Source organism: Bradyrhizobium paxllaeri (genome assembly GCF_001693515.2).
GTDB classification, from domain to species: Bacteria; Pseudomonadota; Alphaproteobacteria; order Rhizobiales; family Xanthobacteraceae; genus Bradyrhizobium; species Bradyrhizobium paxllaeri.
The window spans coordinates 6,191,647-6,217,045 of the sequence record NZ_CP042968.1; the positions used below are offsets into that span (position 1 = coordinate 6,191,647).

At 60.9% G+C, this 25,399-nt stretch carries 21 protein-coding genes and 1 pseudogene; 7 read left to right on the plus strand and 15 right to left on the minus strand.

Annotated features, from left to right (window positions below; translation table 11 throughout):
- Window positions 1-134 precede the first annotated feature (134 nt).
- The 4 genes and pseudogenes from LMTR21_RS29555 to LMTR21_RS42085 all read left to right on the plus strand — a co-directional run.
- On the plus strand, window positions 135-2,129 hold the full coding sequence (locus LMTR21_RS29555; RefSeq protein ID WP_065756005.1) for an acyltransferase family protein: 1,995 nt from the start codon (window positions 135-137) through the stop codon (window positions 2,127-2,129).
- Window positions 2,130-2,424: 295 nt separating this feature from the next.
- A complete protein-coding gene (locus LMTR21_RS29560) occupies window positions 2,425-3,099 on the plus strand; it encodes a PEP-CTERM sorting domain-containing protein (protein ID WP_065756004.1) in 675 nt (224 codons plus the stop codon).
- A gap of 341 nt (window positions 3,100-3,440) precedes the next feature.
- A complete protein-coding gene (locus LMTR21_RS29565; protein WP_065756003.1) occupies window positions 3,441-3,845 on the plus strand; it encodes a VanZ family protein in 405 nt (134 codons plus the stop codon).
- Between the two features lie 737 nt (window positions 3,846-4,582).
- Window positions 4,583-4,684: pseudogene (locus LMTR21_RS42085) on the plus strand (PEPxxWA-CTERM sorting domain-containing protein); the annotation flags it as partial.
- Window positions 4,685-4,769: 85 nt separating this feature from the next.
- On the opposite strand, the gene LMTR21_RS29575 reads toward LMTR21_RS42085, so the two are convergent.
- The 9 genes from LMTR21_RS29575 to LMTR21_RS29615 form a co-directional block, all read right to left on the minus strand.
- The gene (locus LMTR21_RS29575; RefSeq protein WP_084030949.1) at window positions 4,770-5,390 is read right to left on the minus strand and encodes a prepilin peptidase; all 621 of its coding nucleotides are present in this window, start codon (window positions 5,388-5,390) and stop codon (window positions 4,770-4,772) included.
- Entirely contained in the window at window positions 5,387-5,998 is a 612-nt protein-coding gene (locus LMTR21_RS29580; protein WP_065756001.1) for a hypothetical protein, read from the minus strand. Before LMTR21_RS29580 ends, LMTR21_RS29575 begins: the two co-directional genes overlap by 4 nt.
- Window positions 5,995-6,603, minus strand: a complete 609-nt coding sequence (gene gspM, locus LMTR21_RS29585) for a type II secretion system protein GspM (RefSeq protein WP_065756000.1) — start codon at window positions 6,601-6,603, stop codon at window positions 5,995-5,997. The genes LMTR21_RS29580 and gspM overlap by 4 nt, the downstream gene beginning before the upstream one ends.
- The gene (locus LMTR21_RS29590) at window positions 6,600-7,715 is read right to left on the minus strand and encodes a PilN domain-containing protein (RefSeq protein ID WP_246175909.1); all 1,116 of its coding nucleotides are present in this window, start codon (window positions 7,713-7,715) and stop codon (window positions 6,600-6,602) included. Before LMTR21_RS29590 ends, gspM begins: the two co-directional genes overlap by 4 nt.
- A gap of 414 nt (window positions 7,716-8,129) precedes the next feature.
- Window positions 8,130-8,774: a prepilin-type N-terminal cleavage/methylation domain-containing protein gene (locus LMTR21_RS29595; RefSeq protein ID WP_084030948.1), complete on the minus strand. Its 645-nt coding sequence runs from the start codon at window positions 8,772-8,774 to the stop codon at window positions 8,130-8,132.
- Window positions 8,771-9,193, minus strand: coding sequence for a type IV pilus modification PilV family protein (locus LMTR21_RS29600; RefSeq protein WP_065755997.1), 423 nt, complete (start codon window positions 9,191-9,193; stop codon window positions 8,771-8,773). The genes LMTR21_RS29595 and LMTR21_RS29600 overlap by 4 nt, the downstream gene beginning before the upstream one ends.
- Before the next feature lie 20 nt (window positions 9,194-9,213).
- Window positions 9,214-9,654, minus strand: a complete 441-nt coding sequence (locus LMTR21_RS29605) for a GspH/FimT family pseudopilin (RefSeq protein ID WP_065755996.1) — start codon at window positions 9,652-9,654, stop codon at window positions 9,214-9,216.
- Window positions 9,651-10,916, minus strand: coding sequence for a type II secretion system F family protein (locus LMTR21_RS29610; protein ID WP_065755995.1), 1,266 nt, complete (start codon window positions 10,914-10,916; stop codon window positions 9,651-9,653). The genes LMTR21_RS29605 and LMTR21_RS29610 overlap by 4 nt, the downstream gene beginning before the upstream one ends.
- 14 nt (window positions 10,917-10,930) lie before the next feature.
- The gene (locus tag LMTR21_RS29615; protein ID WP_084030947.1) at window positions 10,931-12,712 is read right to left on the minus strand and encodes a GspE/PulE family protein; all 1,782 of its coding nucleotides are present in this window, start codon (window positions 12,710-12,712) and stop codon (window positions 10,931-10,933) included.
- A gap of 270 nt (window positions 12,713-12,982) precedes the next feature.
- On the opposite strand from LMTR21_RS29615, the gene LMTR21_RS29620 reads away from it, so the two are divergent.
- Window positions 12,983-13,774: a type II secretion system protein GspK gene (locus LMTR21_RS29620; protein WP_187399225.1), complete on the plus strand. Its 792-nt coding sequence runs from the start codon at window positions 12,983-12,985 to the stop codon at window positions 13,772-13,774.
- Window positions 13,775-14,161: 387 nt separating this feature from the next.
- The gene (locus tag LMTR21_RS29625; protein ID WP_141688604.1) at window positions 14,162-15,898 is read left to right on the plus strand and encodes an adenylate/guanylate cyclase domain-containing protein; all 1,737 of its coding nucleotides are present in this window, start codon (window positions 14,162-14,164) and stop codon (window positions 15,896-15,898) included.
- A 96-nt stretch (window positions 15,899-15,994) separates the two neighbouring features.
- On the opposite strand, the gene LMTR21_RS29630 is transcribed toward LMTR21_RS29625, so the two are convergent.
- The 6 genes from LMTR21_RS29630 to hflC (LMTR21_RS29655) form a co-directional block, all read right to left on the minus strand.
- Window positions 15,995-16,489 (minus strand): tyrosine-type recombinase/integrase, encoded by a 495-nt coding sequence (locus tag LMTR21_RS29630; RefSeq protein WP_065755993.1) that lies wholly within the window; start codon window positions 16,487-16,489, stop codon window positions 15,995-15,997.
- A 395-nt stretch (window positions 16,490-16,884) separates the two neighbouring features.
- A complete protein-coding gene (gene hflK, locus LMTR21_RS29635) occupies window positions 16,885-17,856 on the minus strand; it encodes an FtsH protease activity modulator HflK (RefSeq protein WP_065755992.1) in 972 nt (323 codons plus the stop codon).
- Complete coding sequence (gene hflC, locus LMTR21_RS29640; protein WP_065755991.1) at window positions 17,853-18,857, minus strand: protease modulator HflC; 1,005 nt, start codon at window positions 18,855-18,857, stop codon at window positions 17,853-17,855. Before hflC (LMTR21_RS29640) ends, hflK (LMTR21_RS29635) begins: the two co-directional genes overlap by 4 nt.
- A gap of 26 nt (window positions 18,858-18,883) precedes the next feature.
- Window positions 18,884-20,617, minus strand: a complete 1,734-nt coding sequence (gene hflK, locus LMTR21_RS29645; RefSeq protein ID WP_148636026.1) for an FtsH protease activity modulator HflK — start codon at window positions 20,615-20,617, stop codon at window positions 18,884-18,886.
- A 43-nt stretch (window positions 20,618-20,660) separates the two neighbouring features.
- Window positions 20,661-21,695: an acetamidase/formamidase family protein gene (locus LMTR21_RS29650; protein ID WP_084030944.1), complete on the minus strand. Its 1,035-nt coding sequence runs from the start codon at window positions 21,693-21,695 to the stop codon at window positions 20,661-20,663.
- A 33-nt stretch (window positions 21,696-21,728) separates the two neighbouring features.
- Window positions 21,729-22,640: a protease modulator HflC gene (hflC, locus tag LMTR21_RS29655; RefSeq protein ID WP_187399226.1), complete on the minus strand. Its 912-nt coding sequence runs from the start codon at window positions 22,638-22,640 to the stop codon at window positions 21,729-21,731.
- 1,128 nt (window positions 22,641-23,768) lie between these two features.
- Between hflC (LMTR21_RS29655) and LMTR21_RS29660 the strand changes: the two genes are divergently transcribed.
- Complete coding sequence (locus LMTR21_RS29660) at window positions 23,769-25,100, plus strand: adenylate/guanylate cyclase domain-containing protein (protein WP_065755989.1); 1,332 nt, start codon at window positions 23,769-23,771, stop codon at window positions 25,098-25,100.
- Window positions 25,101-25,399: the final 299 nt, after the last annotated feature.

Genomic DNA, 25,399 nt, shown 5'->3' on the forward strand with positions numbered 1-25,399 from the left:
GGGCGGCAGACTGACCCATCCGACCTTCCACTTCTATTGATGAGCGCGCCATAGGCAAGCCGTGCTAGGTGAGCCATTCGATCTTAGTACTCTGCTCGAACAATTCTCAGTTTTCAAAGCCCAGCATTTCGCCAATGAAGACATTTTCTCATTCGCTCATATTCGACAGCAAGGGCATGACCGCCGATCGCGCATCAGATGATCGATACTTTCCGGCCATCGACGGATTGAGGGCAATCGCTGTCTTGATGGTTTTGGTGTTCCATTTTGACCTGCTGGAATTAGGCCAAGGTGGATTCACGGGTGTCGACGTCTTTTTCGTAATCTCGGGATTCTTGATCACCTCGATAATCAGCCGGCAAATCAATGCCGGCTCATTCAGTCTTGGCAGTTTTTACCTGAATCGCATCCGCCGCCTCGCCCCCGCCCTTCTTGCCACACTCCTCATTGTTTTTCTGGCGGGGCTTGTATGGCTGTATCCGTCCAATTTGATTGAACTATCGAAGCAAGCAATCGTCGCGCAAACTTACGTTGCTAATATCTACTACTGGAGGACTGTAAACTATTTCGGGCTCGATAGCAGTTCAGCCTTCCTGCTCCACACATGGTCGCTCGCCGTTGAAGAGCAATTCTATCTGATCTATCCGCTCTTTCTAATCCTGGCCTACCGATACGCGAGGCGCCATGTCTGGCAGATAATACTCGCCATTTTCTTTCTCTCATTTTTTCTGAACATATTGTTTGTTCAACTCAAGCCGGAAGCCACTTTCTATCTCTTGCCGACACGCGCTTGGGAATTGCTGCTGGGAGCGTTGATTGTGGGGCTGCGTGCCCGGTTCACCCTTCGACCGCTGGTCAGCCAAATTGCAGGGGTCATCGGTATCGGTCTGATCGCCTGGAGCCTGCTAGGCTATCAAAAAGCCTCCTACTTTCCTGGCTATTTTGCTCTGCTGCCAACAATCGGCGCGGCACTCGTAATTCTCGCATCGACCGGTCAAACAACGCGTTTCTCACGTTGCATGAGCAATGCGGCGGCAGCCTATATCGGCAAAATTTCGTACCCGCTGTACCTAGTGCACTGGCCGGTCCATATCTTTGCCGCGCGGCTCATGGCGGAAAGCTATAACAAACCAGCCAAATGGTTCGCCTTCACGCTGTCGCTGGCGATCGCGTCCGCGATATTCCACATAGTGGAGGAGCCGGTCCGGACAAATCGCGTTTTAGGGACCGCTCGATCTTTGGGCACTGGCTACCTTGCTGGGATTGCGGCAACGGCCATCATCTGTTTCTGGATCTATGCTGGGCACGGCCTTCCGCAACGTTATGCGCCCGAGGCAATCAAATTGGCCAGCTTTACCGCCGACAAAACCGAGGAGCTTCCATGCCAATTCAAGTCGGGCAAAATCCACCTCACCAGTTTTTGCAGGATTGGAGCAGCCAACACCAAGCCGACCTGGCTGATTTACGGGGACTCGCATGCATGGGCTGCATACGGGGCATTCGACAAGTGGCTAAATACGAGAGGGGAATCCGCTTTCTTTATCTTTCGACACTCCTGTCCGCCGCTGCAAGGAATTCACCTCGTACATAATCGGGGCTGTTTTGAATTCAATAATGAAGTACTTGAGTTTCTCAACAGGTCGCCCGAGATCAAGAATACGTTGCTGGTATCGACGTGGCTGCAGGCGCGAGAAGGATTTCTCACGACCTCGGAAACCATAAGCTTACCCAAGGAAGAATCGATCGCACTATTCAAGCGCCAATTTTCGGCAACCGTCACCCACTTAAGAAAAATGGGGCTACGAGTTGTGATATGGGAGCCTCTACCGGGAGCAAAGCAAAGCGTTCCTGAGGCGCTAGCCAACGCTTACCCCAACAAGCCGCCTGCCGAATCTTTAGAATTCACAAGTCAGCAATACTGGTCAAAGTTCGATTATTTCTTTGACGTCCTGGAGCAAAGCGGGCCGTCGATAGAGGCCACCGTTTCACCTTCGCGAGCTCTTTGCCGAACAGGCTCCTGTTCGGCAACGATCGAAGGGCGACCGGCCTACTTCGACAATAGCCACTTAGCCGCGTCAGCCTCGGAGTTTTGGTCTCAGCTTTTAACTATTTCGGTTCCCCCGCAATAGCGCTTCACGTTCGGGGTTTCTGCCAGGGCGGCGATCACATCGTGGACAACGTTAATTGGCCTTGAAAAAAAGGATCGAAATTTTGAATAATGTGCAATTTGAGATAGGTTTTCTCGAAAGATATTAGTCTGCAATCGACTAGTCGAGAATTGGCACTGAAACTGGCCCTACAGTTCAATAAATGGGCAAAAATGCTAAAGAACGGATGGGCGAATGATTGGAATGTCATACGCGGCAGTTGACTTGGCATGAATTCGCAGATATTAATATCTTATTAAATTCCAGGAGAGATAAAATGAATAGGCTGCTCAAATTTACTGGCGCTGCATTAATTGGCGTTCTTCTTCAGAGCGGCGCCTCGCAGGCGAATGTGCTGCTAAACGGCGGGTTTGAAACAGGAAATTTCTTGGGCTGGACGGTGAATACCGGCGGTGAGGCCACCTACCCTCAAGTTGTCATTGCCTATAATCAAGGTGGCGCTTATCCCACCGGCGCGTTCGGGGAGCCGATCCCCACTGCACCCAATGGTGGTAACTATGGCGCTTACTTTGTTTCGGACAACACCAACGAGTCGATCTCCCAGGAAATCAGCCTGACACAGGGTCAGAGCTACCAGGTGAGCTTCGAAGTCTACTCCCCCAACAATGGTCGGCGTAACGCATTCGATGCCACCCTCCAGTCGAGCGTGGACGGCGTGCTTTCCCCGCTTTTCACGGCCAAGACGTTGGCAAGCGGATGGACCGTATACTCAGCTATTTTCACGGCCAGCGCTGCCAACCCCTACACTTTCGCACTGAATTTCCACGGACAGGGTGTGCCCGCGGGAGACTTTGTGGTCGATAACGCCTCGGTGGCGGCTGTCCCCGAGGCGTCGACCTGGGCGATGATGATCCTGGGCTTTGTCGGCGTTGGCTTTCTGGCCTATCGCCGCCGGGAAACCCCGAAGAAGATCGGCTTTCGCCTCGCTTGATGATTTCAGCCGTGTCTGAGTTAGAAGCCGCCCATTTGGGCGGCTTCTTTTTTGTCCGCCAACTTGATTGTGCAAGGCGAATTCCGAGCCGAGCCACATGGCAGCATGGGCGGCCCATTAAACAATTTATTTAATACATTAAATTGTAAAGAACCCTGCTCCGAGTAGCAGAAAGGCAAGAACCGCCGCCCGCACGCCGCCGTTTGCGCGTAGGAACTGCTGCCTGCTGCGGTCGAGCACGAAGATTGACAAGCTAGACTACTCATCCCGACGCTTCACCACGGTAAGGTTAAGCAGCCAAATCATTCGCGCGAAAGCGATCGCCAATGCACAAGTCCGGTATGAACCGGAAGCTCGTCACCAAGCTAATGCCGGTAGCGGCATGGATCGCGATCATCGTGATTGCCTATGCCACGCTGACGCACATCGGCTTTGTCTATTCAATCTATTTCAAGCTCGCGCCGTACCTGATGCGGCCGGCGATGCGAACCTACGCGCATTTCGAGCACGTGATCGCGTTTGCCATCCTCGGCGCCCTGTTCTGGTTCGCCTACCCTCGGCGGCTGATCCTCGTTTGCTGCATCGTGTTCGGCGCCGCAGTGCTGCTGGAGGTTTTGCAGACCATTACGCCGGACCGGCACGGCACGTTGATCGATGCGCTGGAGAAAATGGCGGGCGGCGCGGCCGGTATCCTATGTGCGAGAACTGCACGGCGGTTATGGTCCGCCAAGGATAGGCCATTTTGAGATTAGCTCCGGCTGGATTTAACCCCAAGGCGTCCGACCAAAACGGATCCGTTCCGCAATGCGGAACCGGTCGAGAGCCGATTTCACGTGCAACGAAGTGTTATCCCCACCGGAGATTGACTCAAATTAAAGGAATGTGTTTAAGGGAAATACAACCACTAATAAATGGGGGGGGTATTATGCGGTTTTCGTCGCTGGGCTTGATCGGTCTGGGGGCCGCGCTGGCGTTGACGTCGTTTGTCAGCTCCGCCTCGGCGGTCGTCACGTTTAATCAGAATCTGGCATCGGGCTGGACCCAGGGGAGCGGCACCAGTAACGGCCATTTCACGGTCGACACCGAGGATAATGGGGTCGAGCTCGGACTGCGCGCCTCCCTTCGATTTATCGGGCCGATCTCGCCGACAGGAAATCTGTACATCGCGCCTGTGGGCAGCACTCCGCCCGGCAGGGCACTGTGGAATTTCGAGTTCTCGGTCAACCCCGGTTCGCTGGTGGGCACCCATTCGCTGCTGACCATTACCGGTCCCGGAGGATCATTGGCATTCGATCCGATTATAATCGGGGACAATACGCCGATCGGCGGGCCGCTCTATCAGAACAGCGAGAATCTCGGCTTCGCCTTTCTAGGTGGCCCGATCAATTTCAATCCGAATGCCTCCGGCGTCTACACTTTCGATCTCAAGCTCTTCAGCGCGGAAAACCAGCAACTGGCCGACGTCTCGATTCAGGTAAATGCCGTTCCCGAGCCATCGACCTGGGCGATGTTGATCCTAGGCTTCGCCGGCATCGGCTTCATGGCCTATCGCCGGAAATCGCGGCCGGCAGCGTTGGCCGCCTGATCCCATCTTCCTCAATGAAGCGAAAGGCCGCCTTCGGGCGGCTTTTCCATTGCTGACTTGATGTCCACCTGAAAGCCGCCCCGCTCTAAACCGGCTGCTGTCCCAACACCCAGATCCACCAAAGGCCGATGGTAAGGTGCGGGCCGAACGAGATCGCCTGCTTGCGATCCAGCTCATGTCCTTGCGCTCTCAGGATCAGCAAGCTGGCCAAGGCGGAAGCCACCGCGATCAACAGCAAGCCGGGGATCCCTTCCGCGCCGATCCAAAAGGTGCCCGCCGCGACAAATTTGACGTCGCCGAACCCCAGCCCGTCATGGCCCCGCAGCCAGCGATAACCGGCGCGAAACAGGGCCGCGGCGGCAAAGACCAGCACAGCTTCCACCCCGCGCGACCAGAGGTCTACCGGGGCCCACAGATAGGCCTGTAGCGCTCCGCCAGCGGCCAGCGCCAGGACCATGCTGTCCGGAATGATGCCGTAACGGCCGTCTATGGCGCATACGCTGGCCAGGAGAACGACGAGGTAGCAGCCGACCAAGGCGAGCGATACCCAGCCAGGATCGCCTGCAAGGCCAAGTGCGAGCCAGATCGCGCCGGCGATCAGGCCCCATGCCACGACGACGTATTGCCGACCGGACGGCTGCCACGCCAGCGTGTCGCCGAAAAAGCGGCCGGTACGGTCGCAGGTCTTGCGGAGCGCGCGAATCATCTCCCGCTCGCATGCAGGGGAACGGTCAGCTTCTCGCCCTGCCCCTCCAACACGACCTGGTCCGGCGTAACCGCCGCGACGCGCCAGCCATCGATTTGCTCATTGACCTGAACCCACACGCCAACCGGATTTTGCGACGACGTCAGGAACGCCTTGGCCACCCCGTCGCTCATGAACACCCCTTTCAGGGTAATTCCGGAATCCAATGTCGCCGCCATCGGCGGTGGCGCGGAGACCGGCTCCGCCGCGACAAAAACCTGCCGGTTCCGCGAGAACAGCGGACGCTGCAAGATATTCTCAAAGCCTGCGGAGGCGCGCGCACTGGCGCCCTTTGCGGCCGAGTTGCTTCTGCCAAGCCATGTCGGGGCCGTGACCGTCGAGAGCTCGAGCGAAATCACCGCGCTGAACGTTGCCACCGCGGCGAGCCCAATGACGGCCGAAAAGCCGATGATGAGGACACGCGTCGCGGGCCGCAGCGCCACCAATTCGCTTCGGCCGGGCAACTCGGCCCGTCCGAGCATGGCGGCGAGCCTGGAGCTTACGAATTGCCGCGGGGAGCCGGTCACGCCCGCCAGCCGGAGCTGCACCATCTGGGCAAACGATGTCATGGCGTCCGCTCCACCAAGGCCGATCGGCGACCGGCTTGCTGGCCATCCACCGCCCGGTCACCGGCAGGTTGCGAACCGTTCCGGATCGCACCCTGAACCCTGAACTCCGCCCTAATCGGACCGTCCTCCCCGTCCGCCAGGCTGCGGAACGAAGCTGAGGACACAAACAACAGCGGCGTCTGATTCTCGATCGCAAAGATCATGTCGCGAACGGCCTTCAACGGCCCTTCGAGCTCGACGCTGACGGCGATCATGGGCAGCGACTGGGACCGGCCCCCCTGCAATCCCCGGATCGCGAGCACGTTGACGCCGGCATTCGCGGCCATCGATTTCAGGCTGGCCTGCAGATCGGCGCTGGCAAGGCGCTCTTCATTGCCGGGCAGGAAGGGATCGCCTGTCAGCCCGACGCTGCCGGCCGACTTCCTTGCCGTGCGCGTCACGTTCTGGAAATGCGCAAGCTGCGCCGCATGGTCCGAAATCTCTTCGCCCCGCGAGGCAAAGTGTCCCAGGATGGGTGCGACGAGGAAGATGAGAACGAAGAGTATCGCGGCGGCGTTGAAGGCCAGGAACGGCGTCCCGCGCGCCAGTTTCAGACTTCCAATCATGGCGCAGTCCGGGATCTTGCGGCCGGCCGCGCCGCACGGGCGCCGCGCAGCTTGAACAGGATGCTGAAGCGATCCTTGCGCTCGTTCGCGTCAGTCGTGATCGCAGACGTCAGCGTCGCGCCGGAAAACAGCGGAGACTGGTCGATGATGCGAACCAGACCTGCGGCATCAGCTGAAAACCCTGAAAGCGTCACCGTGCCGTCGGCGATGCGGGTTTCGGTCAGGAAAGTATGGTCGGGCAGAATGCGCGACAGCTCATCCCACACCGCGAGAACACCGGTGTCAGCCTTCATTGCGAACAGGCGCGCCGCGGGATCCATCCCGTCGCGGCCGCTCTGAGCCGATTGCCGCGCCTCGATGAGCGCCGTCTCCAGCGCGGCGGCAACGCTGGCCTGGCGCCATTCGAAGACGACGAGGCCGAGCAGGACGGCCCCAAGCGCGGCGACCGCCAGCAGCCGGACCGCGCGCAACGCCCACGCCGGATCTTCGTCGCTCACGGTGCGGAACGTGATCACGGGCACGGCCTCACCGCCGGCATCCGTCACCGCCAGACAATCGATATCGCGCGACGCCAGACCGAGCTCCGACAAGGCGGCCTCGGCGCGATCGCGCCGGATGATCCAGTGGCACATCTGCACGACGCCGTCCGCCCCCTCGCCGACGGCGGTGGCGGCATGCCAGATATCCGGAAGCTGGAATGGCGTCCGCCGCAAGATGTCCTGCTCCAGGATCCTGGGCAGGGCAGCGAAGGCGGCCCTGGGCACGCTCAACTCCCGCAGAAAGAAAAGCTCGCGCGAAATCACCGGTGCGACTGTCACAACCTCCCGTGACACGCCCTGTTCGGTGAGCCACTGTTCGAGTGCGGCCACGCTGAAGTGGGATGAGGGAATCCGGATTTCCACCGGGCCGGCGGCAGACGTCAGGCGGCACGTGACGCTGTCGCCATCCCGCCAAAGCGTCACGGCCGGTCTCGCCTCGCCGGCAGCCCATTCGCGCCAGCGTGCGGGAACCGCATCGCGCAAGCCCGACAGCCACCACTGCGCAAAATCCCTGCCCCACGCCGTGAGGACGTGGAGGCCACCGGCGCGGGCTGGCAGATTGGCGACAGGCATGATCGTCACATTCGATTCGAATGGACGAAGCCTATTTACTAATTCTTTACGAAGGGTAACGAGCGGCCCTGGAGCATGATGAGGGCAGGTCCGGCCCGATGCTGCGTTGATCGCCCAGACGAAATATCGAAAACAACCCCATGCAAAGTAGCCGTCAAGGGCCGGCCTAGCAGGGCGATCGACTGACCTAACGCGTGATGACTTTTCTTCGAATCGTCATCCCGCTTTATCTTTTTGTTTGAGCATGATCTTTTCGGAAAACCGCTACACACTTTTCCGGATCATGCTCTAGTCTCATTGGACTCCGCCCGGTCGCGTGAGGCTTCGGCCGGCCTCACAGCCCGCTTTAACTGCATTCAGTTATCGGCTCATCTTGTTGTTCCGGCACGATGTTTTCGAAAAATTGGTCAGGCATCAGCCTTGGCGTAGCGCCACGATAGCAGCGGGCTCGTTGCGCCGCTCATCCTCAAATTCAATCCGGATCGAAACCAGATCCGGTAGCCGCTCGGCGCGCAGCCAGTCCGCACGCCAGGCTGGCTTTACCTTTGGATCCGTGGTGCCGAAATAGCCGAGACGGATGTCGCGCACGCCGCTGAGCACCACAACGCGGGTTGGCGATGGTTCAGGGCTCTCCTTCGATCGGGCGCCGTTGAGCGCGACGAAGTCCGCGACGATATCGCTGCCGCTTCGCCGCAGCATGATCCTGTGCGGCCCGCCCCGAAGCGACCGCCCCTCGCTCAAGCCGACGAAGGAGATCACCTCGCCGCGGCCGTCGAACCCGATGGCGTCCTTTGGGCCCGCTCCGTCGAACCGGACCGGCAGCGCCGACCCGACCAGCGCCGCCACGGTCTGGATCGCGGCACTGGTTTCGCTTCCGATTTCGCCGGCGCGATCGGCGCCGAAGGCCCGCCGTGCCATCGACAATCCGCCGGCCAGAAAGCCGGTCAAGATCGCGAGGATGGCAAGCGACAGCAGCAACTCGATCAGCGTCAGCCCCTGCTCACCCTTCCTGCGGGCAGCGACGCGAGAGATCAGCCGGCTGTTCACCGCCCGCATCATTGTCCCGCCTCTGTCGCAAGCTTCAACGCCGCAAGTTTCGTGGCGGCGCCGTCTGGCGCCTCGACGGCGACTTCAACCCAGAACGACTTCAGGGCACCACTTGCGGGGGCCGGCTGGGCGCCCGACGGCGCACGCGTGTCGCCGGCGACACGGACTTCGGTAACGGTCTGCCGCCACCGGAATTTGTTCGCGACCAGGCCTTCGCGGGTGCCCGGCACGAGCATCTCGGAAACGCCGGCGGCTTCGAGGCGGGACTGCGCAACCCGCAGCGCGGTGCGATTGACCTGCGTGCGCGCATCGGAACGCATCGCCACCACCACGCCCGTCGATATTGCGCCTAACCCCAGCGCCAGGATGACGAAGGCCACGAGGATTTCGAGCAACGCAAATCCGCGCTCGCCCTTGCGCCTCGCCAGCATCCGTCTGGATCGCGCGCCCGTCACTGGATCAACCGCGGTTCGCCGGTCAGCCAGTTGACGGCGATCCGCGCCGACCGCCCGTCCAGCGTCAGCGCGATCTCGCCGCCGGACGACTGGCCGTCCGGATAGAATCTGATGCCGCCCGTGTCGCCGGAACGCTCCGTCTCGGCCACCACCACCGCGGCAGCCATTCCGCGCGGCAGCGCGTGCATCGAGTTCGGCAAGCCGAACCGGCCTTTCTCGACGTCGATCCGGAACAGCGTTTCGGCATTGCTCGACATCGCCTGCGCGCGGGCGAGCTGAAGCGTTGCGGTGACGGAACGGGCCGTGACCGCGACACGCGTGGCCGCGGCCTTCGGCTTCGCGGACAGCGTGCCGGCAAGGACAAGGGCGATGATGCCGATGACCACGAGCAGTTCGGCCAGCGTGAACCCGGCTGACGATGATGCGGGGCGCCTCATTGGAATGCGAGATTGTTGATCGACAGCACCGCGCTCATCACATGCATGATGAGCCCGCCGATGCTGCCGCCGATCAGAAGCGTCAACGCCGGCGTCAGCAGGCCGACCATGCGTTCGATGCGCCGCTGCAGGTCGGCCTCGATCACGGTGGCGACCTGAATGAGCATGGGGCCGAGCTGACCGGACTCCTCGCCGACGGCAACGAGCCGAAGCGATGCGGGTGGCAACAGGCCGTCGCTATCGAAAGCGCGGTGCAGCGGCGTACCTTCCGGAACGCGCTTGATGGCACTCCCGTAGAGCGCGTTCAGGTGCCGGTTCGTGACGAGCGCCCGCGCGGTCTGCATCGCGGACATCAGCGGCACCCGTGCGACGAGCAGCGTGCCCAGCGCCCGTGCAAAGCCGCCGGCTTCTCGGCTTTGCACGAGCCGACCAACCACTGGCAGCGAGCATTTCAAACGATCTACACCGAGCATGATCTCGGGGTTTTGTTTCGCCCTGCCCCACGCCACGAAACCCGCCGCGCCGCAAAGTGCGGCCACAAGCAGAACGATCAGCCAGTTGTCCTGAACTTCCTCGAAGAAATGCAGGACACCCGGCAGCGGAAGGCCGGCATCGACAAAGATCGGCGAGATGCTCGGTATCAGCACGAAGACGATGACGACGACCGAGACCAGCGACATCAGGATCAGGACCATCGGATAGACCAGCGCCGACGTGATCTTGTTGCGGATCTCGAGCCGGCGCGTCAACAGTTCGGCGATCTGCGTCAGCACCTGCCCGGTAACCCCTCCGGCTTCGCCGGCGGCCAGAATGGCGCGGTAGTCCGAGGGAAACACGTCCGGTCGCTGCGCCATCGCTTCCGAAAGCTGCAATCCGGCCAGCACGTCCTTGAGCAGCCCGTTGGCAAGACGCGCGGTTTTCGGCGCCGCGCCCGGCCCGGCGATGATGCGGAATGCAGCGTCCAGCGTCAGCCCGGAATTGATCAGCGAAGCCAGCTCGACCGTAAAGGCCGTCAGTTCCTTCAGGCTGAAGCGGTTTGATTGAACAACCTCGCGCTTCCAGATCGACTGCTCCGCCTCTTGCGGTGACGCGGATGGCTGGAGCGCGCGTGCTGGCGCATGGTCGGCGACGCCATAGGTTTCGAACGGGGTCAGCCCCGCGCCATAGAGCGCGTCGATCGCCGCATCGACGCCTTCAGCAACGATCGTTCCTGCCGTGATCGCGCCTCGCGCCGTGTAAGCCTTGTAGTGAAAGGTCGCCAAGGCCGGTGCTCCCTTCAGGACGCGCGGGTGACGCGAAGGACTTCTTCGAGCGAAGTCTCGCCGGCCCCGACCTTGATGAGGCCATCCTCGTAGAGCGTGTGAAAGCCTCCTTCGCGCGCGAGCTGCTCGACCGTGCGCTGATCCTGGTTCCGCCGGCCGATCGCTTCGCGGATGCTGTCGTCGATGATCAACAGTTCCGATATCGTGGTGCGGCCGCTATAGCCGGTGTTGCCGCAGGCCTCGCAGCCAACCGGCTCCCGGCTGTGCGACCAGCTCACGTGCGGATGGCCTGCGATCGCCATCTTGAGCTTGCCATGCGCCCGTTCGCTGTCCGTGTGCGGTCGCGAGCAAACAGTGCAGAGCTTTCTGACGAGGCGCTGCGCCATTACGCCCGCGATTGTCGAGGCGAGAAGGTAACGCTCCAGGCCGATGTCGATCAGCCGCGTGATCGCGGCAATCGCGCTGTTGGTGTGCAGGGTTGAAAACACCAGATGGCCGGTCAGCGCCGCCTGGATCGCGATACGCGCGGTTTCGAGGTCGCGGATTTCGCCGATCATGACGATATCCGGGTCCTGGCGCAGGATCGAGCGAAGCGCGGTCGGGAAGTCGAGACCGATCTGCGGCTGGACCTGGATCTGGTTGATCCCGGAGAGCTGGTATTCGATCGGATCTTCCACCGTGAACAGTTTCAGCTCAGGCCGATTGAGATCCTTTAGGGCAGTATAAAGCGTCGTCGTCTTGCCGCTGCCGGTCGGGCCGGTGACGAGAATAATGCCATTCGGAAGCGTCATCAGGCGCTGGAGAGATCCTTGCGTCCTGCCGTCGAGCCCGAGCTTGGTGAAATCCAGCTCCACCCGGGTGCGATCGAGGATTCGCATCACGACGCTTTCGCCGAACGCCGTCGGCAAGGTCGAGACACGGATGTCGATCTCGACGCCGCGCACCACGGTCTTGATGCGGCCATCCTGCGGCAGCCGACGCTCGGCAATATCAAGCTTGGCCATGATCTTCATGCGCGTCGTCAGCGCGGCCCGCAGCGGCGCGGGCACGAGACGTTCCTGCTGCAGGAATCCGTCGATACGGTAGCGAACGGCGACGGCATCGCGCCCCGGTTCGACGTGCACGTCGGAAGCGCCGCGTTCGACGGCGCGCGCGATAATCTGATTCACCAGCCGAATGACCGGCGCTTCGTTGGCGATGTCGCGCAGGCGCTCGACGTCGAATTCGCTGCCGTCATTGCCGGGAAGCGCGATGCCGTCGGTTTCCTCAGGCTGCATCTCGGGCGCCGCGTCCTGATACAGCGTCCGCAACGCGCGCTCGATTTCCGCCGGAGCGATCACGGCGAGATCGACGCGCACGTCGAGCATGTAGCTGATGGCCTTGACCGACTCATCGACGAAGGGATCGGCGGTGGCGACCAACAGGCGCCGGCCGTCGAACGAGATCGGCAGGATCCGGTTGGTCTTGAGGAAGGCGAGCTGCAGGCGGTCGGCCAGAACGGGCCGTGCCGGAAGATCCGCCGCCTCGATCAGCGGCAGGCCGCAATAGGTGGCATAGGCGAGGCAGAGGTCGGCCTCGGAAATCAGTCCGAGCTTGACCAGCACGAGGTCGAAGCGCTCGGAGGCCGCCTCCGCGGCCCGCCGCGCCCGGCTGATGGCGGCGGCATCGACCAGGTCCTTGTCGAGCAGAAGGTCGGAGAACGCCTGGGCGAAGCCGGCGTCCTTGGGCCCCGGCGGTTCAGTGGCCCGGCTCAAGGGCGCGGCCGGGCGCAACAATTCCTGGATATCGAATGCCATTCGCGCGCTCGGCGTAGGTTTTTCCGTCGGCGCGATTCTAGGAGGTTTTGATTAACCAAAGCTTTGACGCTTTGTTTGCCATTCCTGCGTAAATTTCGGCCGAACATGCAAGGTCAGGCGGCCTGGCCGTCCCAAAGGCTTCCCGACGTGGCAGACCGGCCAAAAGCTCGAGCGAACCGATTTCCCGCGTCCGGCCGGCCGGAGTGCCCTTCCCTGCCCCGTCGCCAGGCCAGCCAATCGGGTTTCGCGCTGGTTGCCGTGATCTGGACCTTGGGTCTGATTACGCTGCTTGGAATGGCCGTCATCGTCGGCGCGCGTTACCGCACCAAGACCTCGTCGAACTATGCCTCGGTGGCCGCCGCCGAGATGGCGGCGGAGAGCGCCGTCAACCTGGCAATTGCCACGGCGCTGGCCCCGACGCCCGAGCAAGCCAGTAATTTTCCGCTGCGGTGCTGGCTGCCCGGCGGCGAACGCGCCACCATCACGATCGAGGAAGAGACCGGGAAGATCGATCTGAACACCGCGAGCCCGGCCGCGCTGACGCGGTTCTTCACCGCGCTCACGGGCGATCCATCGCGAGGCACCGGCATCGCCTCGCAGATCATCGAATTCCGCAAACCCAAGGCGCAGAGCACGCCAGGCGCCGGGCCTACCGAAGCCCGCTTCACGACCGTGATGCAGCTCGACCAGATCGACGGCATGTCGCCCCTTCTGTTCCGGACAGCGCTTCGCCATGTCACGGTTCGCTCCGGACGGCCCGAGCCCGACATCGAGGCCGCCTCTCCCGCTACGCTCAGATTGCTGAATGTCGCGCCGAAGCAGGTGGCCGGCAAGCGAGGGCTGCCGACAGGCGGCAGCATCACCATCCGCGCGGATATCAGCGCCTCGGACGGTACCCGCTTCATACGCGAGGCGCTGGTCTCGCTGGAAGGCGGCAATGGCCGTCCCTTCGTCATCCGCGAATGGCGGCGCGGGGATATCGATTCATCAAGCCCGCGGCAAGAACACCCCCAAGGCACGTCGCGCGCGTGCCTGCGCGTTCGCGAAGCAGCAGCAAGCTGACTTGCTGCATCGACGATGAAGCTGCAACAAGGACGCGGATCCATTAGCCCGCAACCAAATTCGGATTGATGCGAGGCGCCGGTCGTCAACACGGGGAATGCCACGCGGCTTGTTCGGAAGGAACGGCCTGATGGCAACCCATTCAAAGTGCGTCAGTTCATGCCGCATGATTCGAGGCCCCGATTTGAGCGCTTGAATCACGTCCGAACCGATGCCTTCACCTGGCAAAATCGGACAATCGGCATTTCCGAGATTAACCCCTAACCGGACATGCTGGGGACATGCCAAATCGACGCGAATGACCCATTTCGGACATGAGCATAGCCGGACATCGGCCCACAATCCTGCTATATAAACATTTATTTTCCCCGAGCCCGGGGGTACGTCGTGAGCAGTGAGCACGTGGAGCGGCGTTTGGCGGCTATTCTGGCGGCAGATGTCGTGGGCTCTTGCCGATTGATAGGGATCGACGAAGAAGGCACGCTGGCGCAACTGAAAGCTCTTAGAAAGACGCTTTTCGATCCCAAAATCTCTGAGCACCACGGACGTATCGTCAAGAATACAGGCGACGGCGCCCTCGTTGAGTTCGCCAGTGTGGTCGACGCCGTGCGATGCGCCGATGAAATTCAACGCTGCATGACAGAACGAAATATTGATGTGCCGCGGGACAAGCGGATCGAACTCCGCATCGGCATTCACGTCGGTGATATTATCATCGCAGACGATGATATTTTTGGCGATGGGGTCAACATTGCCGTGCGCCTCGAAACCCTCGCCGAGCCGGGCGGCATCGTGATCTCCGGCCACGCCTATGACTATGTCAGGAACAAGGTCCAGGTTGGGTTCGACGATATCGGCGCTCAAACTCTGAAAAACATCGCCGATCCGGTGCGGGCTTATCGCATCAGTGGCACGCCGACAGTCGCAATAACCGTAGACCAGACTGCGACAGACAAGCCTTCGGTCGCAGTACTGCCCTTTGACAACATGGGCAGTGGAGAAGAACAGCAATACCTCTGTGACGGTATCAGTGATGACATCATTACCGAGCTGTCACGATTCCGACAATTGCGTGTTCTGGCTCGCAATTCCTCGTTCCAATTTCGCGGGCCAAATGTTGATTTTGGTCGCGTCAGCCGAGAACTTGGCGTTCAATACATATTGGAAGGTAGCGTCCGGCGGCTTGGAGGCCGCGTTCGCATCACTGCTCAACTTATTGATGCGTCAGCAAATCACCATGTGTGGGCAGATCGATTTGATCGGCCTCTAGAAGAGTTATTCGATGTTCAGGATCAGGTGGTTCGGACAATCGTGGGTACTCTCGTAGGACGGCTGCAAGCCGACCGTGCTGATCGTGCCAAACGCAAGCCACCTACCAGCCTAGTTGCATACGAATGTGTGCTACGCGGCGATGCCTTGCCCGTATACGACGACGTTAGCGAGGCCGAAGCGCGCCGTCTGTTCAGCCGAGCTATCGAACTCGACCCCGGGTACGCAAAAGCTTATGCGCTGCTCGCGTTTGCCGTCTGTCGCGAATGGTACGTCGACATGAGTGGATCCAATGCCGCATTGGATCAAGCACTAGTGCTCGCGAAGCGGGCCGTCGAACTCGACGATGGCCAGGAAACGTGTCTGGGGGCTTTGGGTTTTGTGCACTTGTATCGCCATTCGTACGATCTCGCTGAGCACTATTATGCTAGGGCGCGCGCGCTGAACCCGAACAGCCCGACTGTCTTGGCGAATTTAGGCGACTTGTACGTCCGTCTCGGAGAATCCGAAAAAGGCATCGCTTACTTGAAGGAAGCGAAAGTCGTCGATCCCTTCTTTGCTCCGAAATGGTATTGGGGGGCGGTGGGCAGAGCGTACTTCGTGACACACCGGTATGACGACGCCATCGCGGCTTTTGCTCGGTATCCAAGTACAATGTATTGGGGGCAGACATACCTGGCGGCTTGCTATGCTTTGACGGGCAATATTGATCGGTCCAAAGATCATGCTGCCGAAATCCTTCACCTCATGCCTGAGTTCTCAATCTCGCGCTTTATGCTGAAGGACGCGTACAGGCTTTCGAGCGATCGTAAACATCTGACCGATGCTCTCCGCCAAGCTGGGCTGCCGGAATGACAGTCGCATCTTCTGCATTGCTCGTGGACTCGTCGGCTTCTGGCCCCAAGCCGCCGGTAAAGGACGGGCAGAGCATTTCCGCTCTGCCCACCAAGTTCAGACGTCTACTTGTTCCGCTATTGCGAGCGCGTCGTCGACCTCAATTCCCAAGTAGCGGACGGTGCTCTCGATTTTCGTATGCCGCAGAAGAAGCTGCACGGCCCGCAAGTTGCCTGTGCGCCGATAGATGAGGGTCGCCTTTGTTCGACGCAGTGAATGCGTTCCGAACAGGTGAGGATCCAAGCCTATACCGGCTAGCCAACCCGACAACAGCCGCGTACTCCCGGTTTTCTTCTGGCGGACGCTTGCCCTGTCGGCCGCATAACCGCTTGGCGCGACTTCATCGACTTTCAGGGCTACCACATCGCACCCACGAAGCTTGCTGTCGATGGCAATGTTGAACAACGCGAGATCGCGAATTCGGCCTTCGACCTGGAGCTTCGTCCGGATGGACCAGACGTGCTTCGAGCGGAGTGGCGGCTTCGCGCCCACGATCTTTCCCTTGTTCCACGGGACGTGCTTGGACTCGCTAGTGCTCGCATCATCGGTCATGATGACCTCCTCGGTTAATGAGGCTGGTCAGTCTCTAACCGTTAACCTTGTGAACCCGCGTCGGCTTTCGGATGATTGGAGACGCACTTAGGGCCAATTCGATGGATCGGAAGGCCGAGTTTGACCCGGAGGAACATCCAACGGTTCTTCCCAAGCGGGCCCGTTTCCTGAATATCATCTGGTCCGCCGATGGCACGCGGCGATAGGCCGTATCAGAGAAGATCACATCGAGACCGTCGCAGCATATCTAAGCGGAAGCATCAGGAACTCAGGCTGTTAAACCGCTGCCTGGCAGGCCTCGCTGAAGCTGCGGCAGGAGTCACAGCTCGCCCGGTTCTGGTCGAGCGGCTAGAGCTCGGCCGAAAGAGCACCCGTGATGCTGTGCTGGACAGAATCTACCGGCCTCTCACTCGCAAGTTGAGCGCGGCCTGTCCGTCCTCTGTGCCCAGGATGTAGGATTTCACTCTGGGCAGAGCCTTCTCCATGGCTTCAAGATAGAGGCGGGTGCGCGTGAGCTCGGGGGCCTTTGCATACTCTTGCTGTAAAGCCTTGAGGCGGGTGGTCGTGCCTATGGCTTGCGCGATGCGCTGCTCACGCCGGCTCTTCGCTTCCTGGACCAATGTGTGGGCCTCCCCGCGAGCCTTAGGCAGGAGGTTGGCCGCATAGACCCGCGCCTCGTTGCGTGAGCGCTCGCGATCGGCCATGGCGTCCGCCACGTCTTGAAAGGCCTGTGCCACCGCCGCGTCAAGTGTCATGGCCATGATGCTGGAAGCCGTGATCTGAACGCCGCTTCGGTAGCCATCGAGGAGCTCCTGCGTCCGTATCTTCACCCTATCCTGGATGGCAAGCCGGCCCGTAGTTAAGACCTCATCCACCGGCATGCCGGCCAAAATCTGGGTGAGCACACTTTCGGAAAGCCCGCCGATCAGCGCTCTCGTGTCCTCGACATGCAGCAGGAAGTCGGCAGGATCGCGTATCACGTATTGTAGCACGAGCGCGATGCTTAGGATGTTCGTGTCCCCAGTCAGCAGCTCCATCCCAATCACGGCCTCCTGCTCGCCCTCGGGCAAAGCGAAGCCCACGCCAACTTTCGAGACACTTGTGGTCTTAACCACGTCGACCCGGTCGATGGGCCAGGGGAAACGCCAGTGCATGCCGGGGCCCAGGCGGGCATGGGGCGCGCCGAGGCGGCGCGCCAAAGCTTGCTCGTCCGTTGCGACGAGATGGAAGCCCGTGGCGAAGTAGGCCGCGATCAGCAGGAGCGAGAAGACGATACCTCCCCGGAGCGCGTGCGCGCGCCAGCGCGGATGTCTGGGGGCGCTTTCCGTGTGGTCCTGCGGCACCACGTGTTCGTGACTGGTCGTCATGGCGATTCCCCGCGTGACGGTGGCCGCTGACCTTCGACACCAGCGCCCACGGTCTCACCGTTCCTGGGACGAGCCTTGGGCGGCGGGTTAGGATCCAGCGCGACCGATGCGCTAGGCTTCAGCATCTGCAGGAGTTCGGACTCGGCCGGCAGGAATAGGGTCGTCTTGTCGTCGAGTATACGATCATAGGCCTCTAGCGTGCGGACGAGCTTGAAGAAGGGTAGGTCGGCGCCAAACTCGCGCGCGTAGACACGCATCGCCTCAGCGTCGCCTTCGCCGTCGAGTTGCCTTGCATGTTCGTTGGCCTCGGCGAGGATGCGTGCCTTCTGCCGATCAGCTTCGGCGATGATCCGCTTCGACTCGGCCTTGCCGTCGGAGCGCAGCTGCATGGTGATGCGGGCCCGCTCCGCTTTCATCCGCTCGAAGACGCTCTGCCGGTTCTGCTGAGGCAGGGCGAGTTCACGCAGACCGAGATCGATCACCTCGATACCGTAGGCGGGCGCAACAAGAGCCTGAACACCGGCTCGTACCTCCGCGACTATCGCCCCGAAGCGGTTCTCCGAAGCATGCGGCGCGATGAGGGAGGCGAAGCTATGGCGGCCGAGCACTGCACCGACTTCACCGACGATAGCCTCCGTAAGCCGCTGCTCTGCATCGTCGCGCGTGGCAAGCGTCGCGAGGAAGCGCGTCGGTTCGGCGATGCGCCAGGTAGCGAGTGTGGCAACGGACACGTTCTTCCTGTCCGCCGTGACGTACTCAACGGGTCGAGTGCTCAAGTATAGGAGGCGCTTGTCGAACCGCTGCACACGCTCGAAAGGCAGTTTGAAGCCTAGGCCCGGCTCGTCAACGAGTTGCACGATCCGGCCGAAGCGCGTGACCATCCCGTGCTCAGTGATATCTAACGTGAAGAGGCTCGCAAGAGCCGATAGCACCAGCACGGCGATAGCGGCAGGCGTCAGCACCCGGAGCGCTACCCTCCGTCTGCCGCCCGGGCGGCTCATTCTGCCAACTCCAGAGTGAGCTGCCTTCATCGGTTGCCCCCCGCGCTTATCGGAGGCTCAAGGAGCCAAAGGTCGAAGTCTTTGATCGCACCCGCCTTGGGCCGAACAAGCTTGTGCACCTTCGGCAACACATCCTCGATCGTCTCGATCTGCAAGCGGAATGCGGCCAATTCGGGCGCTTGCCGAAACGCCTCGACCTGTAGGCTGAACGCTAGCGCCTCGCCGCGAGCGCGGCGGACCTGTTCCTCTTGGACGGCCAGGGCACCCTCGACCGTCGCCGCGGCCTCCCCTTTCGCTTTGTTTACCTCCTCGGCGGCGAACCCCTTGGCGCGGTTGATCGTGCGCAGCTTGTCCTCCTGTGCACTAGCCACGTCCCGCTCGGCGTCGTGTGCCTCCTGGGGCGAATGCACGTAGACGAAGCGCACCGAGACGAGCGCGATGCCGGCGTTCAGACCGTCTAGGCGCGCTTGAACAAACTCATGCAGTCGCGCCTCAACCTCGGCTCTGGCGTTTGTCAGCACCGCGTCGATTCGCTGAGTGGCAATAACGCTACGCAGCGCTGCCCGAGTAACGCTCCGGACGAGCGCCTCAGGCTCCGCCAGGTTCGTGACGTAGGCTACTGGATCCTTGACGCGGTACTGCACGGTTGACCGAAGATCGATGAGGTTGGCGTCACCGGTCAGGAGGAAGGACTCGCCCTCCAGCACCTCACGCTGGAACCAGGAGCCCTTGGCCTTGATCGCCTCCGGCACTGGATTGGAGGGGCCGCCTACTGTGAGCCGCTCGCGGGCGAGTGTGCGCGTTATCAAGCTCTCGTCCGCCTGACTGCGGAAACCGAGCTCTGCACTCCGCGTGCGTTCGGTTTCGACGAGACGGTGCGTCTCGATTGGCCAGGGCAGGCGGTAGTGTAGGCCTGGGCCGAGATCGGCCGCGACGATGCGAGCAAACCGGAGGCGCAGGCCGATCTCCCCGGACTGGATCGTAAAGAAGCCGCTTGCGAACCAGAGGAGGACCAGGCCTGCCAATGCCGCGATCTTAACGCGGGTGTCAGTAACAAACACACGGGTAGCGGCCGCAAACCTCTCGCGCAGCCGGGTCCACTCCGGCGGCGCGTGGGTGTGCGACACGTGCGTGTGGAGCGAGATTTCCCCGGTCCGGAGCTCACACACCGCCTGTCGCAGGATTTGAGCGGATGACCACAGGAACAATCCCGCCATGATGGCGGCCACGATCAGGTCGGGCCACTTGGTCGCGGTTGCCCAAACGCCGAGCGCAGCGAGCATCACGGCGACGTTGCCGATCGCATCGTTACGCGAGCAAAGCCACACGGACCGCACGTTGGCGTCGCCATCCTTGTAGCGCACGAGGATGACGACGCTAGCCACGTTGGCAGCGAGAGCCAGGAAGCCGATGACGCCCATGATCTCGGCGCGGGGCACACCGAGCACAAGCACGTGATAACCGGTCGTTCCAAACACCCACAAGCCCATCAGCGTGAGGCTGACGCCTTTTACAAAGGCCGCACGCGCCCGAACCCGAACGGAGGCACCGATAACCGCGAGGCTGATACCGTAGGTCGCCGCGTCGCCCAGAAAGTCGAGAGCATCGGCCTGCAGCGCTTGCGAGCCGGCGAGTGCGCCGGCTCCCATTTCCACCAGGAACATCGCGGCGTTGATCGCAATGACGATCCAAAGCCGTCGCTTGTAATCAGCCGACAAGCCTTCGAAGGTGGCGCCTTCTCCGCAACAGGCTACGCCCATGTTCAGAGCCCTACGTTTCCTGAAGTCTCCATTCAGTGCAACCTCATCGCGGCAGGTAGCGCTTGTCGAGTTGACAAGCCACGGAGTAATTTGGATCGACAACGTTGGCGATCTCAAGCTGAGCTGCTTGGCCTAGAAGCTGAACCGCCTCGATCTTGTCGTAGCCGTGATCCTGCACCAGCCAGTTGACGAGATCGACGCAGGCGATCCGCAGCGCATCGATCAACGGCCGCGTGCTGCCGATCGACATAATCATTCTGTCGTTCTCAAGCCGGGGCCAGTTGATCTTTTTTCCCTTGATGAGATTCACCGTGAAGGTGACGTCAAACGAGGTCTCAACAGCGGCGCCGTCCACCTCGCCGTCACCCTGCGCTGCGTGCCCGTCACCCAGCATGAAGAGCGCACCCGGCTCGAAAACCGGGAAAGACATCGTCACACCCTCAACGACCTCATTGAAGTCCATGTTCGCGCCATGAGGGCCGGGTATCAGCGAGCTGATGCACTCCTTGCCAGCAGGTGCGGTGCCGATTGTTCCGAAGAATGGCCGCAACGGGACCTCGACTTTGCCGATTTTGCTGTTGGGCAGGTCGAGCACACCGACCATCTTCGATCTGTCGAACCGCCAGATAAAGAGCCGGTCCGGCACCGGGTCGGTTATCATCGCCGTCTTGTATTCGGGCGCCAATGCTCCGAAGTAGGGGATCGACGCTCCCCAACCCCAGTCTCTGTTGAGGCCGATCCTGTCGATACGCACGACGAGCGTATCGCCGGGCTCGGCGCCCTCGATGAAGAATGGCCCCGTTTGCGGATTGACTCTGGTAAGGTCGAGTCTCGGAAACACCGTCTTGTCGGTCGGCTGGAAGACGTCGTTCGCCGCGTCCTTGGTCCTTGTGATCACCGTGTCGCCTGGCTTGATGCGGATCGCCGGCGGATGCGCATGGCAATAGGTGAAGTAAACAGTGTCTCCTGGGTCATAGCGGACTTCCGCGGCCGAGGCAGGGGCGATCCCAATAACTACGAGTGCCGAAGATAGAGCCACGATGGCCGCTCGTGCCGACTGCTCGCTCATTCGAATCATAGATTCCTCCTGTTTTGGCAGCGTAGATTGTTGCTATGGGGGCGGCATGAGATCTCCGCTCGTCATCTTATGGGCGTCCTTTCTCGCACTGTCGGCCAAGCTTGCCGGCGGCTTGGCGCGCTTATGGAAACCGCTGTCGTACAGTAGGCCGAAGAGATCGGAGTTCGCCGGCAACACCATCGTCGTGCCCTCCTTGACGAACTTGCGCGACGCGTCGAGCGTCCGCCGCAGCGCGTAGAACTGCGGTGCCTCGCTAAGCGAGTCGGCGTAGATGCGGGCCGCCTCTGCTTCGCCAGCGCCGCGGTGCCACTGGGCGACCTTGAAGGCCTCGGCTAGAATGCTCGTCTTCTCGCCCTGAGCCGCGGAACGGATCTTGAGGCCTTCCTCCTCACCCTCAGAGCGGTAGCGCATGCTGATTGCGGCGCGCTCGGAGCGCATGCGAGCGTAGACCGTGAGCCGGTTGCGCTTAGGGAAGTCAAAGCGCAATAGCTGCACGTCAAGGACCTCGATGCCATAGTCTCGAAGCGCAACATTCCGGCACTTTGCGGCGACCTCAACGAGCACGACCTCTGCTCGATAGGCTTCGGTCGAGACAAAGGCAGCGAGCGGACTTCGGCCGATGGCGGCGCCAAGCTCCCCAGAGAGGATGTCCCCCAAGCGCGATTCCGCACCCGCCTTGTTGAGAACCGTCTCAAAGAAACGTTTGGGCTCTGATATGCGCCACAAGACGGCGGCCGCTGCCGTCACGGCGGTCTTTTCAAGCGTCAGGAATTCGTTCAGTGGGGGCTGGTAAACAAAAAGCCGGCCGTCGAACTTGGTCACGCTTTCGTACGGCAGCTTCACGCCAAGACCCGGCGTGGTGACCACCTGCACCGGCCTGCCGAACGACGTGACAACGGCCCGCTCCCCATCGCCAACGGCGAAAAGACATAACGTGGTCGCCACGACAGCGCCAAGCACTCCCGCGGCGCCCAGAATAGCTTGCCTAGGCTTCGAGCTTGAGCGCGCCATGGCTCATTTGCCTAACGAGCTGGGGCTTTTCTCATTCTGTAGGGCGTGTTTCGGGTGGTCAAGGAATTTGTCTCCGGTGAGCTGCTTGTATGGGCTTCCGTCCGCAGTCCCGCCGGTTGGCTCGGGTCGAGGCCGTCGGTCCCAACGAGGCCCTTGAGAAGCTGGGCAACTCGCCGCGGGTACCCGGCATGATCAACTGCTAAACCAACGTTCTGAAGGCTTGCAAAGACCGGTCAAGTGTAAACGTTGGCAGCGAACTCTTCGCGCCTGGAGAATTGTGGCTAGCAGTCAATGACCTCTAAGGCCTTCGTTCCAATAGATGGAACCATCGCCATCGTCCAAGTAAGCGCGAAACAATCTCCAAGCCTGGAACTTAAGTGGATCGGGGGCAAATCGAGATAGCGCGAAATGGAACCCTCCAGGCGATTGTCCGAGCACATTGAACATAAGACTCCCGGTCGATCTGTGACGAGGTGGGTGACCGATTGCAGCAGGACTTAGCTCTCGAAGCCTAGCTCTGCCGCCCTACTCGAACGTCTAGTTGATGAATTGCGCAAGCAGGAGCGTCGTCTCATTGATGGCGTCGAAAGCTGGCGCTATCGCTGACTGTTTCTTTATCAGGCGATAGTCGCGGCCATGTGAGAGCTTAAAGAACGCCGTCGCCGCTCTTAACCCGGCGGCGGCTTATTCTGCTAATCTTATCGCTGAGTGCGGATAATGTTGCGCCGGCAAATTAACTGATTTCAGGCCGAATAATTGATGCGGTGCATCTCTTCTTGGCCCGATTGAGACCTTCCCACCAGCACTGAAGACGCCGCACGCAAGGGCTGACCGGAAGTCTTAGCCAGGGCCAAACGACACGATTGACTCAGGGAGGACATTGGCCTCTACCGCGGTCCAATGCTCCGCAGCCGACTTCCTGCCATGGCGCGAAACTGAGAATTTGCATAAGATTAATGCCCCTCCTTGTCCTGGCCCACCCGAGGGAGCGAGATGCGAGAACGCGGTGGAAGCAAACAACCGGTCAAAGGTCGGCGCGCGAATAGGGCTCACAAAGTGTCCATGGCCGCCGCATCCATCGCCGACCTACAGAATCAGGTAGGCGCTCTCGCTGGCGAACTGAAAGAGGCGCTTGAGCAGCAGACGGCTACCGCGGAGATTCTCCGCCTGATCAGCGCCGTGCCGGCCGATCCGCAGCCGGTATTCGAGTTGATCGTGCGCCGCGCCGTCGCGCTTTGCGGCAGTTTGTTCGCGAACGTGTTCCGCTTTGATGGAGACCTCATCCATTTCGTCGCCAGTCACAACGTCGGGCCGAGCTACGTCGATATGCTTCGAGCGACGTACCCGATGCGGCCCGATCATTCTCAGGTATCCGGACGCGTACTGCTTAATCAATCAGTGGTCCGGCTGGCCGATGCGCTTTCCGATCCAGACTACGATCAGCGGTTTCCCCGCGCCATGGGTTGGCGTCGCATGCTGGGAATGCCTATAATGCGCGATCGCGATGCGCTCGGCGTCATCGTGGTGGGCTGGGCCGAGGCCGGACCTGTCGCTAAGGCCCAGGAGGATCTTCTGAAGACCTTCGCGGACCAGGCGGTAATCGCGATCGAGAATGCCAGGCTGTTGAATGAATTACGCGAGCGCAACGAGGAGATCGCCGGCTGGAACCGCGATCTGAAAGCGCGGGTCAAGGAGCAGGTTGAGGAGCTGGGCCGCGTTGGGCGGCTGAAGCGGTTCCTTGCGCCACAGCTTGCCGAAATGATCGTCTCGCAGGGCAATGAAAAGATCCTAGAGAGTCATCGCCGTGAGATCGTTGTCGTATTCTGCGATCTTCGCGGCTACACCGCCTTCACCGAGGCCGCCGAGCCCGAGGAGGTTTTGGATTTCCTGCGCGAGTATCACGGCGAGCTGGGGCGTCTAATCAGCCAGTTCGAGGGGACGCTCGACCAATTCTCGGGTGATGGGATCATGGTGTTCTTCAACGACCCCGTGCCTGTCCCCAACCCGGCCGAACGTGCGGTCAAGATGGCCGTTGCGATGCGCGAGGCTGTGTCGACGCTGATCGCCGCGTGGCGCGAGCGAGGTCGCGAGTTGGGCTTTGGTGCTGGCATCGCCCAGGGTTACGCGACCTTGGGCCAGATCGGATATTCCGAGCGCTCCGGATACACTGCGATAGGCACAGTGTGCAATGTTGCGGCACGGCTCTGCGGCGAGGCTAAGGACGGCCAAATTCTGATCAGTAAGCGCGTAAACGTGGCGCTCAACGGAAGCGTAGCGACTGAACAAATTGGCGCTCTCGCATTGAAGGGTCTCACCCAGCCGGTTGTCACCTACAACGTTCCGCTCACCGCTAGTCAACCGACTCTCCGCGTTATAGACGGAGGTAATCACTAGACAGCCCGTCAGCGAATGGAGTCCGGTTGTGTGAAGGGTTTCGGATGCCGGCCGCTTGAGGGACGGCGCCGCGTGCTCGGCGGCCGGCGTCCGAAAGCCTCCAAGGGAGGAAACCGCGCTTAAGGGAACGTACGGCGGTGCGGCAGGCGCTATGGGAATTTGAGTGCCGCGGGCGCGCTGGCTGATTGGGATCGAGCCGAAGCAACGCGTTGTGCGACGGTGAAGCGGCTGACGAACGAGCGGCGGATGACGCTGAACTGCATAAGCTGTCCGACGATTTGCGACGGTGGGCAGAGAGC

Excerpts from the sequence above, each read along its gene's own strand:
- LMTR21_RS29605 (WP_065755996.1), bottom strand. The coding sequence starts at position 9,654 with ATGAGGCGCCCCGCATCATCGTCAGCCGGGTTCACGCTGGCCGAACTG.
- LMTR21_RS29630 (WP_065755993.1), bottom strand. The coding sequence starts at position 16,489 with ATGACCGATGATGCGAGCACTAGCGAGTCCAAGCACGTCCCGTGGAAC.
- LMTR21_RS29650 (WP_084030944.1), bottom strand. The coding sequence starts at position 21,695 with ATGATTCGAATGAGCGAGCAGTCGGCACGAGCGGCCATCGTGGCTCTA.
- hflK (WP_065755992.1), bottom strand. The coding sequence starts at position 17,856 with ATGACGACCAGTCACGAACACGTGGTGCCGCAGGACCACACGGAAAGC.
- LMTR21_RS29615 (WP_084030947.1), bottom strand. The coding sequence starts at position 12,712 with ATGGCATTCGATATCCAGGAATTGTTGCGCCCGGCCGCGCCCTTGAGC.
- LMTR21_RS29560 (WP_065756004.1), top strand. The coding sequence starts at position 2,425 with ATGAATAGGCTGCTCAAATTTACTGGCGCTGCATTAATTGGCGTTCTT.
- LMTR21_RS29600 (WP_065755997.1), bottom strand. The coding sequence starts at position 9,193 with ATGCTGGCGAGGCGCAAGGGCGAGCGCGGATTTGCGTTGCTCGAAATC.
- LMTR21_RS29575 (WP_084030949.1), bottom strand. The coding sequence starts at position 5,390 with ATGATTCGCGCGCTCCGCAAGACCTGCGACCGTACCGGCCGCTTTTTC.
- hflK (WP_148636026.1), bottom strand. The coding sequence starts at position 20,617 with ATGGGCGTAGCCTGTTGCGGAGAAGGCGCCACCTTCGAAGGCTTGTCG.
- LMTR21_RS29660 (WP_065755989.1), top strand. The coding sequence starts at position 23,769 with ATGGCCGCCGCATCCATCGCCGACCTACAGAATCAGGTAGGCGCTCTC.
- LMTR21_RS29555 (WP_065756005.1), top strand. The coding sequence starts at position 135 with ATGAAGACATTTTCTCATTCGCTCATATTCGACAGCAAGGGCATGACC.
- LMTR21_RS29565 (WP_065756003.1), top strand. The coding sequence starts at position 3,441 with ATGAACCGGAAGCTCGTCACCAAGCTAATGCCGGTAGCGGCATGGATC.
- LMTR21_RS29595 (WP_084030948.1), bottom strand. The coding sequence starts at position 8,774 with ATGATGCGGGCGGTGAACAGCCGGCTGATCTCTCGCGTCGCTGCCCGC.
- hflC (WP_065755991.1), bottom strand. The coding sequence starts at position 18,857 with ATGAGCCGCCCGGGCGGCAGACGGAGGGTAGCGCTCCGGGTGCTGACG.
- LMTR21_RS29580 (WP_065756001.1), bottom strand. The coding sequence starts at position 5,998 with ATGACATCGTTTGCCCAGATGGTGCAGCTCCGGCTGGCGGGCGTGACC.
- gspM (WP_065756000.1), bottom strand. The coding sequence starts at position 6,603 with ATGATTGGAAGTCTGAAACTGGCGCGCGGGACGCCGTTCCTGGCCTTC.
- LMTR21_RS29590 (WP_246175909.1), bottom strand. The coding sequence starts at position 7,715 with ATGCCTGTCGCCAATCTGCCAGCCCGCGCCGGTGGCCTCCACGTCCTC.